The sequence below is a fragment of the Proteocatella sp. QWL-06 genome (genome assembly GCF_058684135.1).
In genome coordinates, this window is sequence record NZ_CM178755.1 from 2,096,507 (window position 1) to 2,109,845 (window position 13,339).

Here is a 13,339-nt window from a genome sequence, read left to right on the forward strand (position 1 = left end):
TAATATACTGTTTCAGTTTATTATACCATATTTTCGCAATATCTATTCTATATTCTTCTTGAACTTCAATGTCGAGAGCAAAAGAAATCCTGCGCCAAAAGCAAGAAGCACGAAGAATTCGAATACAAGATCTCCAAAGCCGTTTCCCTTAAGGATTATGCCTCTGAGCACATCGAGGAAGAATGTCAGCGGGAAGAAATTGCTTATTGCATATATAGGAGCCGACATGGCCTCTCTCGGAAACATGTATCCCGAAAGCAGTATATTGGGCATTATCATGAACATCGACAGCTGCATGGCCTGAAGCTGGCTCTTGGATACGGTCGAGATGAGCAGCCCCATCCCAAGCGCGCTGAACAGGAAGACTACTGAGAACAGCAGCAGAAGCGCTATGCTCCCTGAGACAGGGACCTTGAACCAGAATATACTGAGCCCAAGTGCGAGCACTATGTCCACGAACCCCAGGATTATATACGGGATTATCTTGCCGATCATTAGCTCCATCTTGGTTATAGGCGTCACTATCAGCTGCTCGAGCGTGCCCCGCTCCCTTTCCCTCACTATCGAAAACGACGTGAGCATCAGGGTCACCGTCTGCAGTATGACTCCGATAAGCCCCGGAACATTGAAATATACGCTGCTCATGTCCGGATTGTACCAGACCCGGCTCCTCAGATCGAGTGGCTGAGGCATCTGCGCTCCCATGCTCTGGCTCACGATCTCCACAGACAGGGACTGAACCACGGCCCCCGCACTCGAGAGTATGGTCTGGGCAGTCGTCGGGTCCGAGCCGTCAATCACCAGCTGAATCTGGGCAGTCCTTCCGCTCCTTATGTCGCTTGAATACTCTGGAGGTATTATTATGCCGACCTTTGCATCCCCTCTGTCGATGAGCTCCTGCACCTGATCAGGGCTCGAAGCACTGTAGTCGATGTCAAAGTACTGTGAATTCGTAAAGCTGTCCAGAAGCGCATTGCTTTCTGCGCTGATGTCATTGTTGAGCACCACCGCCGCGATATGCTCCACGCTTGTCGAGGTAGCATATCCAAAGAGCAGCAGCTCCATTATGGGCATCATTATTATGATGGCGATGGTTCGCTTATCCCTTCTGATCTGCGAGAATTCCTTCTTTATTACGGCAAGCACTCTCTTAAGGTTCAGTTTCATGGTTGTCCTCCTCATCCGTCTTCTGCTCAACCAGATATACAAATACATCCTCAAGGGAAGGCTTTGCTACGGCGGTACTTCCCCCGATAGCGGCGCTTCCGCCGCCCCCAGGGCTCAGACTGTCCCCGGCGGCTCCGCTCACATGGTTCTTCATGTTCAGTGGAGTATCCATAAGCAGCACAGAGCCATAGTAAAAAAAGCCTATGGTGTTGCAGTGCTCCGCCTCGTCCATGTAGTGAGTGGTCACGAATACAGTCACTCCCTTCTGGGAAAGGCTGTATATTATGTCCCAGAACTGCCTCCTTGCGATTGGGTCCACGCCCCCGGTCGGCTCATCGAGAAACAGCATCTCCGGTTCATGAATGATGGCGCATCCCAGTGCCAGCCTCTGCTTCCAGCCTCCGGAAAGACTCCCCGTTATGAGCTTTTCCTTTCCTACAAGGTCAGCCATTTCCAGGATCTCCCTCTTCCTCTGAGCAAGCTGATCATCTGCCACTCCATAGATACCTGCATAAAAATCCAGATTCTCCTCGACCGTGATATCATCGTAGAGGCTGAACTTCTGAGACATGTAGCCAGTATGCTTTCTTATCTCTGCATTTTCCTTCATTATGTCATATCCAAGGACATTGCCGCTGCCTGAAGTAGCGCTGAGCAGCCCTATCAGCATCCTTATGACCGTAGTCTTTCCCGAGCCGTTCGGTCCGAGGAAGCCAAATATCTCTCCCTTTTTAACGTCAAAGCTTATGTCATTGACTGCGACAAAATCGCCGAACTTCTTCGTAAGGTTTCTTATCTCAATGGCATTCTCCACCTAAACCCCTCCTTCTCTTTTCTGGCCCTTTATCATGCTGACAAAAACATCCTCAAGAGAAGGCCTGATTTTTTCCATGCTCAGGATTTCAGTCCCCGCTGATGCAAGCGCCTTCTCCAGCTCCTCGTATGCGGCCTCATGATCAGATACCACTATATGAAGCTCCTCGCCGAGCAGGTAGGCATCTTCGACGCATTCCTGCATTAGCGCTGTATCCCTTGCCCTGTAATTGTCACTCGAATATATGCATATTATGTGCTTCTCAAAGCTGTTTATTATATTTTCAGGCGTGTCCCTCGCGATTATCCTGCCGCTGTCTATGAGGCCTATCTCATCGCACCTCTGCGCCTCGTCCATATATGGAGTGCTTATCAGTATCGTGACCCCCTGATCTCTGAGATCGAAGAGTATTTTCCACAGCTCCTTTCGAGCTACCGGGTCTACCCCTGTCGTTGGCTCATCCAGCATCAGGAAATCAGGCGTGTGTATCAGATTGCAGCACAGAGCCAGCTTCTGCTTCATTCCTCCAGACAGCTGATCTGCGAGCTTGTCTGAGTGCTTTTTCAGCCTGCTGAACTCCAGAAGATATTCTATCTTTTCCTCCCTCACATCCGCCGGGACCTGGTATATATCTGAGTAAAATCTCAGGTTCTCCATCACGGTCAGGTCTCCGTAAAGGCTGAATCGCTGCGGCATATATCCAAGATGATTTATTATCTCATCGCCCTGAGTCCGTATGTCCAGACCGCCTATCTGCGCAGTCCCGCTGTCCGGCTTCATCAGCGAGCACAGCATCCTCATCAGGGTCGTCTTTCCTGCCCCGTCGGGACCTATCAGCCCGAATATCGTATTGTGCCTGACCTTGAGGTCAATCGCATCCACCGCCCGTATGCCTCCAAAGCTTCTGGAAAGAGAGTTTATCTCTATGCCCCTTTTCATTGCGGATCTCCCTTCGCCTCATCTATCTTTATATTCACGTCCACGGGCATTCCCGGCTTTATTACCCCGCCTGAATCATCGGCCTCAATCCTGACCCTGAATACCGTATTCACGCGCTCTGCCTTGGTCTGAATGTTCTTTGGCGTAAACTCCGCCTCGCTGCTTATCTGTACCACTTTTCCGCCAAACACCTCGTCAGCATGGGAGTCTACATAAAGCTTTGCCTCCTGCCCGGTCTTTATATGTCCAATGTCTGCCTCAGACACATATACCTGTATCTGCGCAGCTGATGAGTCATATATTTCAATCGCCGGCTTTCCTGCCGTGACAAATTCTCCCTTATCGAAGAATACCGAGCTGAGCACGCCATCTGCCGGAGACCTTATGAAAGTCTTTTCAAGCTCAGCTTCCGCCTGGATAAGCTCTTTTTTTGCCTGCTCTGCCTGTATTCCTGCCGATGCAAGCTGGTTTTCAAGCTCAGATATGCGCATCCGGCCTCCCGATATCGCAAGCTCATTGCCCGACTTTGCCTGCTGCATCCTGCTCTGGGCAATCTTGAGATTCGAGTCGGTTGGCATGGATTCAAGAAGCTCGAGCCTTGATACGGCAGAGCTGTACTGTGACTCGGCAAGCTCATGGCTTCTCTCTGCTTCGTCATAGTCGGTCTGCGAAATCCCCTGAGCCTCGAGCAGCACCCGGCTTCTCTCGAGAGCCGCCTTCATATGCGCCCTGTTTATGTCTGCCTGCTTTACGGCCTCTCTCGCCTGAGATATCTCCTCAGCGCTCGCTCCGTCCCTTACCTTCTGATACTCAGCCTCCGCTGCCATATATGTGCTGTGCGCCTGAGAAATGAGCTTCTCATTATGGACTGAGTAGTCCTTCAGCGCATCCTCAAGGGAGGCCACGTTCTGAAGCGCCGAGTCAAGAGAGCTCTTCATCCTCTGATACTGGCTCTCGAGCGCAGTGTTTTCTATAACCGCAACTGCCTGCCCGGACTTCACCATCTCTCCTTCCTTTGCCTTTACCTCTGTTACGCTGCCTGAAACCTCGCTGCTTATTATTATGCTGCTGCTTTCCACGCTTCCGGATGCCTCCAGATACAGTCCGTCCTCTTTCCTCACGATGCTCGAATCATCAAGGATCATTCCATTATAGATATATATCGCGCCAAGTATAGCTGCTATCACAGCCGCAGCGATGACATACTTCCCTCTCCCGCTTAAGATTTCTGCTGAATATTTCATTTTTTACCTCCAAGATAATGAATAGTGTTTTTTGGACACACCTGACTGCAGTTTGAGCACTGAAGGCACAGCGCCGGATTTATCTCAGCTTTTCTGTCCTCACTTCGCACGGCTACCGCATCCGAAGGACATACCTTCTCGCACATCCTGCAGCCTATGCATCCCTGCTCCTGCACCCTCATAGAATACACCGGATTTTTTCCAAATATCTTCTGTAGTACGCCAAACGGGCATATCAGATTGTGAAATACCGCCGGCCTGTATCTGAGCGTTATTATCACAGAAGCCACCAGCCAGATGAGGAGCACCGGAACATCCCTGTGCAGAGCTCTCTTCGCAAACATCATGCCCGCAATGCTCGCCCCAAGCGCAAGCCATGCAAGCCAGCCTGAGCTCAGCCACTTCGGAGTTACGGATTTCTGCAGCTTCAGCTTTTTAGATATCCACTCCGTCGGAATCATCAGAGTGTTCATAGGACAGACATAGCCACAGTATATTCTTCCCGAGAAAAGTGCGGCTGCAAGGCTTGCCGCAAATATTATCAGCCACATCCTCACTCTTCCTGTCATGACAAGAAAAATAAACAGCGCCAAAAACAAAATCCTTACTGCATTGATTACGTATTTCATGATATCTTCCCCCTGTTTTATTCGTTTTTTAATATTATATCATCTGATCACGCAAAAAAGGCGTTACCATGGTAACACCTTTGAAAACAATTTGCACCATAAAACGTGTCATCTGCGTATCATTTCAATGACAACTGACTCGTTTTGGTTTATAATATTCTTTGGGGAAAAAATCAGATTTCCCGTAAACTCATTTAACGATTACATTACAGGAGACTATATGAACGAAAAACAGGACCTCACCGTCGGGAGCATACCGCAGAAGATAATATATCTTTCAATGCCAATACTCGCGACTTCATTCATAAACATGGCATACAACTTCATAGACATGATATGCATAGGAAGACTCGGCAGCGGCGCCGTAGCAGCCGTAGGAAGCGCAGGCTTTCTGATGTGGTTTGCGCAGGCTTCATCTTCGATAGCAAGGATAGGTGCGCAGATAACTATATCCCAGTCCATGGGGCGAAAGGATCTTGACATGGCGCGTCAGTACGCTCAGGCCTCCATGTGGCTCAACTCCTTCATAGCATGGGCGTTCACCATATTCATAATGATCTTCAATGAGCAGATCATCGGATATTTCCGACTCGGCGACCCTCAGATAATAATGCAGGGAAGGATATATCTCGTGATAGTCGGCCTTGCCATGGTGTTCGCGTATACTACCCCAGTGCTTTCCGCCATGTTCAATGCCTCGGGTGACAGCAAGACTCCATTCCTGTTCAACACCTGCGGCCTCATATTCAACATCGTGTTCGACATACTGCTGATATTCGGGATAGGGCCATTCCCAAAGCTTGGAGTAGCCGGAGCCGCAATAGCTACGGCCGGAGCGCAGGCCCTCGTATGGCTTCTCTTCATCCTCCATATAAAAAAATATCCTCAGCCTCACCTGAACATAAGAATATTCAGCAGGCCTGATTTTGCAAAGATAAAAGAAATAGCAAAGATAGGATTTCCAAGCTCGCTCCAGTCTACGCTCTACTGCGTTTTCTCAATCATGCTGGCAAGGATAATATCGCATTTCGGAGCTACCGAGATTGCCGTCCAGAAGGTAGGCTCACAGATAGAGTCTCTTTCCTGGATAACTGCAGACGGATTCGCCATAGCGCTGTGTGCATTCGTGGGCCAGAACTTTGGAAGCCGCAACTTTGACCGGATAGATAAAGGGATCCGAATCATAGCAATGATGTCCATCTTCCTTGGGGCAATCGCCACTGTATGCCTCGTCTTCTTCGGAGAACCTATATTCAGGGTATTCATCGACGAGCCTCAGTCCATCCCGAGCGGGGTAAACTACCTGAGGATACTTGGCTATTCTCAGATCCCTATGTGCATAGAGATTATAACCATAGGGATGTTCAACGGCTTTGGAGAAACAAAAATCCCGGCCGTCATAAGCATACTGCTTACAGGGGCCAGGATTCCAATGGCGCTTTTCTTCACCTCCACTGCGCTTGGCGTAAACGGCGTGTGGTGGGCCATCAGCCTTAGCAGCATAGTGAAGGGCAGCGTCCTTCCGATATTCTATTATCTTTACAGGAAAAAAATGATTCTGGAGGCTTAGAATGCGGATGATACTGTATCTGCCATCCTCCTGAATATGTCAGCAATCCTGCTGGCAAAGCTTCCTCTGTCCTCAAGAGCTCCGGCTTCAAGGTCCTTAACGGCCTTGTCCGGGCTCTTTTTGCTTATCTCGGCCGTCCTCATTATTATCTGTATGCTCTCAGGTGTCCTGTTCTGATTCGATGTGAACGATATCATGGGCGCCGAGGTATCTATGTTAAGCAGATGATTTTCAGTCTCTGTGTATTTCTCCCACTCATCATCTATGAGCTTCTTCACCGTATTCTTCGCATTTCTTATGACCCCGGTCTGCTCGAGGCCCTTCACGGAGCTGTCAAGCGCATCCGCCAGTCCGTTGAGGCTCTTTTCAGTACCCTTGTCAAGCTGCTCACCGCTTTTCTCAAGCACTCCCCGGGCCTCCTTCACGAAGCTGTGGGCATCTCTCAGGCTCTTTGTCGCAAGCGTCAGGCTGTCCTTCGAATCTGAAAGGGCCTGCATGAGCGCCGGATGGTTTTTATCTATGATGCTTCTCAGTACATCAGCCTCGTCTATGAGGTCCTTTGATATTGAACTCATCTCGTTTATCGTGCTGTTCAGAGCCTTGAGGTTGCCCATAGCGCTCTGGATGTCTGAAGAATACTCACCCGCCGTGCTCCTGAGTCCTCCTATTACGCTGCTCATGCTCTCTAGCCCGCTTCCTATCTGTGATACTCCGCCAAGTATGGCATCTATCTTTGGATCAGAGACAGGAGCTGGGCCTGATGGCGAACTGCTTCCATCAGCAATTCCAGCTGCCTCGGCCGCGTTCTCAATTGCAGCTATATCCGCGCTGACATCAGCCGCAGCCGCGCTGTAGTCCTCAAGGCTGTTGTTTACAGCCATCACGAGTGTCCTGCTCCTTCTTGAGGATCCGACCTCGCCCATGTCATCCACCATGTCCTGAAGCTCTTCAAGATTCTCATTCAGGTCCTCAAGCACCCTCTGCAGCTTTGTGAGCTTTGGCTTGAGAGCCTTCACAGTGTCTGCCATCACATTCATCTGAGCGTTCATTTCCTGCGCAAAGCTCTGAGCTTCCTCCAGATGCGGGATCAGCTTTTCCACCTGAGCCGAGCTCTGCTCAAGATTGTCTATGGATATGTCTGCCTTGTCATACAGGCTGCCCTTTGAAGCGCTCACGGTCTCTCTCGCTCCGTCGAGGGTGCGAAGGCCTTCCGATGTGGATTTTATGCCATCCTGCATGCCTTCAAGGGTATTCAGGATGACGTCCATGCTGGCATTCATAGCATTCGCAGAGTCCTCTATCTTTTCCTTTGTTTCCTTTAGTTCCTTAATCTCCTCCAGCTGAGAAAGCGTCGCCGGAATCATCATTATCCCAAATCCCGGAAACTCAAAATCATCAGATCCTATTCTTACGACGAACTCATTTTCTTCTCCCGGAAGGCCCATGAATATGGCCGCCTTCCGGCTTCCGACGCTCTGAAGCTGCGCCCCGGGAGCCTCGATGCTCAGCACCTCATCCATGTCCACCATCGCCGCCACCTGAAGCAGCATGTTGTTTCTGTAATACTCGCTGGCAGAGCTGTTTGGAATAGCCTTCACCGTCATCTCTATGAGGCCGCTCTTTCCTGCAAGCTCCTCAGCGCTTGTTTCCACGCCGTTAAGTTTGTAGCTCACGTCAAAGCTCCATGGGAGCACCGGCTTCTGCTGAGCCGGAACAGCCTCAAAGTAGAATCTCTTCATGCCCTCCTGAGCCTCAAACTTCAGCTTTCCATTTTTCATCTGAGGCTTTTCGAGAGTGCTCATGTTGGTCACCTTCGAGTAGTTTCCAAAATCCACTATCTCGCTGGCGCCGTTAACGCTGTAGCTCTTTACTATCCTCGTCTCATCTATAGCCCCGTAATGATCCAGATTCACATACATGGTCTCATCATGCCCGGGCGCAGGCGCCGCCGCATAAACGCTCCCACCCGGCATGCACGCGGCAAATATGCTGAGGGCCATAAGGCCCGCTCCAATCCTCTTATGCAGTTTCATCAAAACCGACCTCCACTTCATTCTCCTTTGATTTTCTTTTCCATGACTTCTTCTTCTCTTTTCTGTCCTTCTTTTTTTCTTCGTTTCCAGCCTTATCGTTATCGCTTCGGACAGCGCTTCTTCTGTTTTTGAGCCTTTCGCTCCTTGTCCTCGACCTCTCCTGCTGCCTTGCAATCTGTCTGTCAAACAGCGCCAGCAGCGCGGGAAGGAGCGTGAGCACGAGCACTATGCTGAGCATTGCCCCTCTGCCTACAAATCTTCCTACCTGAGATATCCCCCTCGTAGTCGATATGAAGAAGAGGCCGTAGCCCACCACCGTCAGGATCGAGCCTGAGGTGAGCACAGAGAGCGCACTCTTTGCTATCGAAGCCTTTGCTGCTTCAGGAGGAGACATTTCCTTCCTCGCTCCGAGATAATTTCCCGTAACGAGTATGGAATAATCCACCGTAGCTCCAAGCTGAAGGCAGCCCACGATTATATATCCTATGAACAGCACTGACTCTCCCATGACATAAGGAAAAGCCATGTTGAGCAGTATCGCCGCCTCTATCGGTATTATGACCAGCATCGGAACCAGCACGGATCTGAAGCTTATGGCAACCACCAGGATGACCCCGAGCATCGAGATCATATTCACAAAGCTGTAATCTTCATTGAGTATGTTCTTCATATCTATGGTAGTAGGAGTCAGCCCAAGTACATGGGAATTTTCTGGATAATACTCCCTTATCTTTGAATCTATCTTCTGGCTGCACTCGAATGCAAAATCGCTCTCCTCAGCCGTATTCATGGATATCAGTATTCTCGAATAATTCTCGGTCTTCATCTTCTCAGTCAGGCTCTGCGGAAGAAAATCCTGCGGAATCCCGGATGGAAGCTCACCCGCAAGCGATTTGGCATAATTTACAAACTCAAAACCCTCAAGCTCCTCAGTCAGCAGCTTCTCGCTTACCGGAGAGCCCACAGGCACCATAGCGATTATCATGTTGCTGCGGCCAAACTCCTCATCTATAATGCGGCTCTGCTCATATACCTTAGTGCCCGGACCTTCCCCAAGAGCCTCGTCTCCATAGAGGAATACATTCATGTCCTGAGCGACATATACCGGGATTATGAATATCAGAGAAATCGCTATTATTATCTTCCTTCCCCTGTACATCCTGTCTGCAAACGAATCAAACGAAGGCATGAACGACCTGTGCGAATACTTCTCTATCTTCTCATTGAATCTCATGATTAGCGCCGGCATCAGCAGCATGACCGTCGCAAGGCTTATGACTATACCCTTGGCAAGCACGAACCCGAGGTCCCTGCCCACGCTGAACTTCATAAGCGCCATTGCCAGAAATCCAACTATAGTAGTCATAGAGCTCGCAACTATAGCCCCGGCAGATTCCCGCAGCGCCATCTCAAGCGCCTCATGGATCTCCATGCCCTTCTGCTTGTACGCCGTAAAGGTATGAAGAAGGAATATCGAATAATCCATCGACACCGCCAGCTGAAGTATCGCGGCCGTAGCAAAGGTGAAGAACGATATCGTCCCAAAAATTATATTGCTTCCCATATTTATTATGATCGCGATCCCCATGACCCCTATGAACAGCACGGGCTCAAACCAGGACGTGGTAGTGACCGTAAGGATAGAAAAGATGATCACGAGCGCTATGACCATAGCCATGGCCACTTCCTTCACTATAGTTTCCTGCCTTGACTTGTTGCTTACAGCAGAGCCCGAAAAATATCCGTCCTCGCCGACTATCTCATAGATCCTGTCAAGTGCCTCATGCGTGGACTTTTCAGAGCTTCCCTCCTCAAAAACCACATCTATCAGTGCATTTCCGTCCCTGTAGTAGTCATCAAGGGCATCCGCTTCAGTAGCAAAAGGATATGCCATATAGACATCCGTAGCCGTATCCGCGCCAGTTACCATGTCCACCCCTTCCACCGAAGCTATCTGGTCCCGCATCTGCCTTGCCTCATAGAGCGACACATCCCTGAGCATTATCCTCGCCATGCCTGGATATCCGAACTCATCCTCCATCACAGAGAGCGCCTCACGGGAAGGCGCAGACTGCGGAAGATACTTGCTCAGGTCATAATTGACTCCAACTAGCGGGAAGCATATCGCAAATACAAGCAGCATCGCGATGAACGCCTTTTCTATCTTCCTGCCTTCGTAGACTATAAAATGAAATATCTTTTCAATGCCATTTATTTTCATGTCTTCCTCCATTAATGAACATCATGTTGATTTTTAATCTATTGTATATTATAATACCATTATAGACATACTTCAATAATCAATAAAACGATATATGTACATTAATCAACATAAATAGAGTTTGTGTTCATTTTTCTGAAAAAGGGGGAACATTATGAAAAATCCAAAGGTAGACAGGCGAATACGAAAGACCAGAGACACGCTCAAGCGCACGCTTGCAGAGCTCGTACGCGAAAAAGACCTGAGAGACATAACCGTAAGAGACATAACCGAAAAAGCCGACCTCAACCGCGGCACCTTCTATCTCCACTATAAGGACGTCTATGACCTAATGGAGAAAATGGAGGATGACCTGATATCAGAAATCCAGGAGATGATCGATGCCTCAAGGCCAAAACCCTCTTCAGTCAGCTCCTCAGCAAAGCCAGTCTTTGATACCCTGCTTCCAATGCTCGATCCAATAGCCGACTATATCCTCGAAAACCGCGAAATCTGCGCGAGCATGTTTCAGAGCAGAGTCGGCAGCAGCTTCTTCCCGAAATTCAGGGAGCTGGTATCAAAAAACGGAGCCAAGCTCATAAAAGAAAAATTCCCGGATTACGACCACGAGATATATGACTACTACATCGCCTTCATAAGCTTCGGGATACAGGGACAGCTCCAGCACTGGTTTGACACAGGGCTCAGCTTTCCAAAAAAAGACCTTATAAAAATGGTGGACCAGATAATAACCGCCGCCGCCGTGAGCGTGCTGGCATAGCTGCTTAGGCTTGCATAAAAAAAGGAACCCCTCGGGGTTCCATCTTTAAATCAACTCAATCTCAGCTATAGACTGATTCATATAGCACATCAGCTTATCTTCAAAATAAATTCTGATTTTAATATTTCTGGCTTCCTTAAATACCGGCAGATTACAAAAAGTTATAGACTTCGACTTTGAGTAATTCAGTTTAAATCCCATTTCAAGATGATGAATCAATCCTTTTGCATTCTCCCATTCAAATTCAATTTTTGAATCTACCGGAGTTAATTCATCAACCCCATTTTTTATCATCTGCTTATCCTTATATTTTTCTTTAGCATATGTATCTGAAAAAGATACACTTACATTTCCATCATAATACCTGCACTCTGTTATAAATAAAGCATTATTCTCAAATACATCCTCTTTAAAGACTTTAATCATAGACTGATACTTATAGAAATTTCTGATGTTACTGTCTCTCAATAGATTAAGGAGAGTAGTCTTTTCTGAATCATTCCTGCACAGTACTGCCCTCAGACAGTTATCTTTATCTATGTCAAATGCATTTGGGTACAGCAGTTCTGCGTGTCTGTATTTTTTTATATCTGTATCAGTTGAATAACCGTTACTGTATATCTTGTCAAAATTCAACTTGCTGAATTCCTCAATTCCACTTAAAAGTCTATCTCCATAACCCGATTGAGCTGTCTCTGAAAATCTGGTCTCAGGCATCTTAAGCAATTTCTCTAAATCAAAGACAAGAAAAACCGGAACAGGTACATTCGCATCCTTATCACTCCAATAACGAAGAGATGCATGTTTATAGCCTTCATTATGGTATTGGGTAGGCGTAAGTGGTCTGAAATAAAATCTCACATTTGCTACTGCTGATGTTTTCGTCATATCTATCACTTGCCGGCTGGCATTGTTATTTTTCATGAGATTCATTTTTTCGGATTTTATCCTGCTATACAAGAAACCCGAACTCAATACACTCACAGCATTTGAAACATCCGTATAATGATATGCGAATTTTGGCCACCACTTAATCGGAGAACGATTTTCGCAGTTATCATGTATGATATCCAAGTATTCCATCATAGACTTCCTTTCATTGAATAAATTCTACCTGCACCTTCATTCACCTGATATCCCTCTGTCATTTCATCGCTGCGTTCTTTACTTATCCTTACCTTTGATATATAACCTAAAGACTCAATCAGAGCAGCTGTTAAAGTAAAAGCTTTCTTGCCTGGCGATATTGAAAATATACCTTTACTTCTAATATGATCCCATATCTTGAAAAATTCGTCTTCACTTACAAATACCGATGATTCCTCATCTTCTTTCATGAATTTCAATCCATTTTCCCACTTCACACTGTATCTCTCACCGGAAAACATAAATTCATGAGGCAGTATTTGTGTTTTACTTAATATATCATCCTTGATTCCATTAAAAGACATGTCTCTGGCATTCTTTTTCAGCCAGTCCATAGTTTCATCAGTTTTCTTATGTTCTGGAACATAGTTTTGTCCTGGCCCAATATATATATACACGTCAATCGGCAATGGCTTAAGATACTTTTCCATCAGAGGCCTTACGTCATTCCAGTCCAGCTCTCCATTTCCACATCCAAGCTTTGGAAATGCTATTGAAGTAACGTTCTTTTCAGCATAAGTATTCACAAATTTCATAAGCCCTTTTTCAATATATTCAAGTTTAGACGGATTTCTCCAGTTTTCTTTTGTCGGGAAAAGAAGTATCCAATAGTCAGGAGCATGAAAAAGCATCAGTTTTCCAACTGTCAATTGTTTCTTTTCACATGCATTTCTGTATGATATGAACATCTTGGGATATTTCTGCTTAAATGCAAGCGCGAGCCCTTTTCCCATTACTCCAACTGTATTTACTGTATTCACGATTACCTGTGCCGGGCTGTTGAATATATCGCCTTCAATATAATGAATCATATTT

General features: G+C 47.3%; 11 protein-coding genes. 2 read left to right on the top strand and 9 right to left on the bottom strand.

Features of this window, described 5'->3' with window-relative positions:
* Positions 1 to 42: 42 nt before the first annotated feature.
* Genes AC4PGZ_RS10080 through AC4PGZ_RS10100 form a run of 5 tightly spaced genes read right to left on the bottom strand, consistent with a single transcriptional unit; the run spans position 43 to position 4,793 of the window.
* Positions 43 to 1,167 carry an ABC transporter permease gene (locus AC4PGZ_RS10080; RefSeq protein ID WP_492158492.1) on the bottom strand — a complete coding sequence of 375 codons (1,125 nt, stop codon included), beginning with the start codon at positions 1,165 to 1,167 and terminating at the stop codon, positions 43 to 45.
* Complete coding sequence (locus AC4PGZ_RS10085; protein WP_492158493.1) at positions 1,151 to 1,981, bottom strand: ABC transporter ATP-binding protein; 831 nt, start codon at positions 1,979 to 1,981, stop codon at positions 1,151 to 1,153. The genes AC4PGZ_RS10080 and AC4PGZ_RS10085 overlap by 17 nt, the downstream gene beginning before the upstream one ends.
* Positions 1,982 to 2,920, bottom strand: coding sequence for an ABC transporter ATP-binding protein (locus tag AC4PGZ_RS10090; protein ID WP_492158494.1), 939 nt, complete (start codon positions 2,918 to 2,920; stop codon positions 1,982 to 1,984).
* Complete coding sequence (locus tag AC4PGZ_RS10095) at positions 2,917 to 4,164, bottom strand: HlyD family secretion protein (protein WP_492158495.1); 1,248 nt, start codon at positions 4,162 to 4,164, stop codon at positions 2,917 to 2,919. The genes AC4PGZ_RS10090 and AC4PGZ_RS10095 overlap by 4 nt, the downstream gene beginning before the upstream one ends.
* A complete protein-coding gene (locus AC4PGZ_RS10100; RefSeq protein WP_492158496.1) occupies positions 4,161 to 4,793 on the bottom strand; it encodes a 4Fe-4S binding protein in 633 nt (210 codons plus the stop codon). Before AC4PGZ_RS10100 ends, AC4PGZ_RS10095 begins: the two co-directional genes overlap by 4 nt.
* A 220-nt stretch (positions 4,794 to 5,013) precedes the next feature.
* On the opposite strand from AC4PGZ_RS10100, the gene AC4PGZ_RS10105 reads away from it, so the two are divergent.
* On the top strand, positions 5,014 to 6,363 hold the full coding sequence (locus AC4PGZ_RS10105; protein ID WP_492158497.1) for an MATE family efflux transporter: 1,350 nt from the start codon (positions 5,014 to 5,016) through the stop codon (positions 6,361 to 6,363).
* Here the strand turns inward: AC4PGZ_RS10105 and AC4PGZ_RS10110 are convergent.
* Both AC4PGZ_RS10110 and AC4PGZ_RS10115 read right to left on the bottom strand, forming a co-directional pair.
* Entirely contained in the window at positions 6,360 to 8,396 is a 2,037-nt protein-coding gene (locus tag AC4PGZ_RS10110; RefSeq protein WP_492158498.1) for a hypothetical protein, read from the bottom strand. The two genes, AC4PGZ_RS10105 and AC4PGZ_RS10110, sit on opposite strands and share 4 nt — an antisense overlap.
* Entirely contained in the window at positions 8,383 to 10,617 is a 2,235-nt protein-coding gene (locus tag AC4PGZ_RS10115; RefSeq protein WP_492158499.1) for an efflux RND transporter permease subunit, read from the bottom strand. Before AC4PGZ_RS10115 ends, AC4PGZ_RS10110 begins: the two co-directional genes overlap by 14 nt.
* Before the next feature lie 154 nt (positions 10,618 to 10,771).
* On the opposite strand from AC4PGZ_RS10115, the gene AC4PGZ_RS10120 reads away from it, so the two are divergent.
* Positions 10,772 to 11,377, top strand: coding sequence for a TetR/AcrR family transcriptional regulator (locus AC4PGZ_RS10120; RefSeq protein WP_492158500.1), 606 nt, complete (start codon positions 10,772 to 10,774; stop codon positions 11,375 to 11,377).
* A gap of 45 nt (positions 11,378 to 11,422) precedes the next feature.
* On the opposite strand, the gene AC4PGZ_RS10125 is transcribed toward AC4PGZ_RS10120, so the two are convergent.
* Entirely contained in the window at positions 11,423 to 12,460 is a 1,038-nt protein-coding gene (locus AC4PGZ_RS10125) for a DarT ssDNA thymidine ADP-ribosyltransferase family protein (RefSeq protein ID WP_492158501.1), read from the bottom strand.
* Positions 12,460 to 13,335: a macro domain-containing protein gene (locus AC4PGZ_RS10130; protein ID WP_492158502.1), complete on the bottom strand. Its 876-nt coding sequence runs from the start codon at positions 13,333 to 13,335 to the stop codon at positions 12,460 to 12,462. The genes AC4PGZ_RS10125 and AC4PGZ_RS10130 overlap by 1 nt, the downstream gene beginning before the upstream one ends.
* Positions 13,336 to 13,339: the final 4 nt, after the last annotated feature.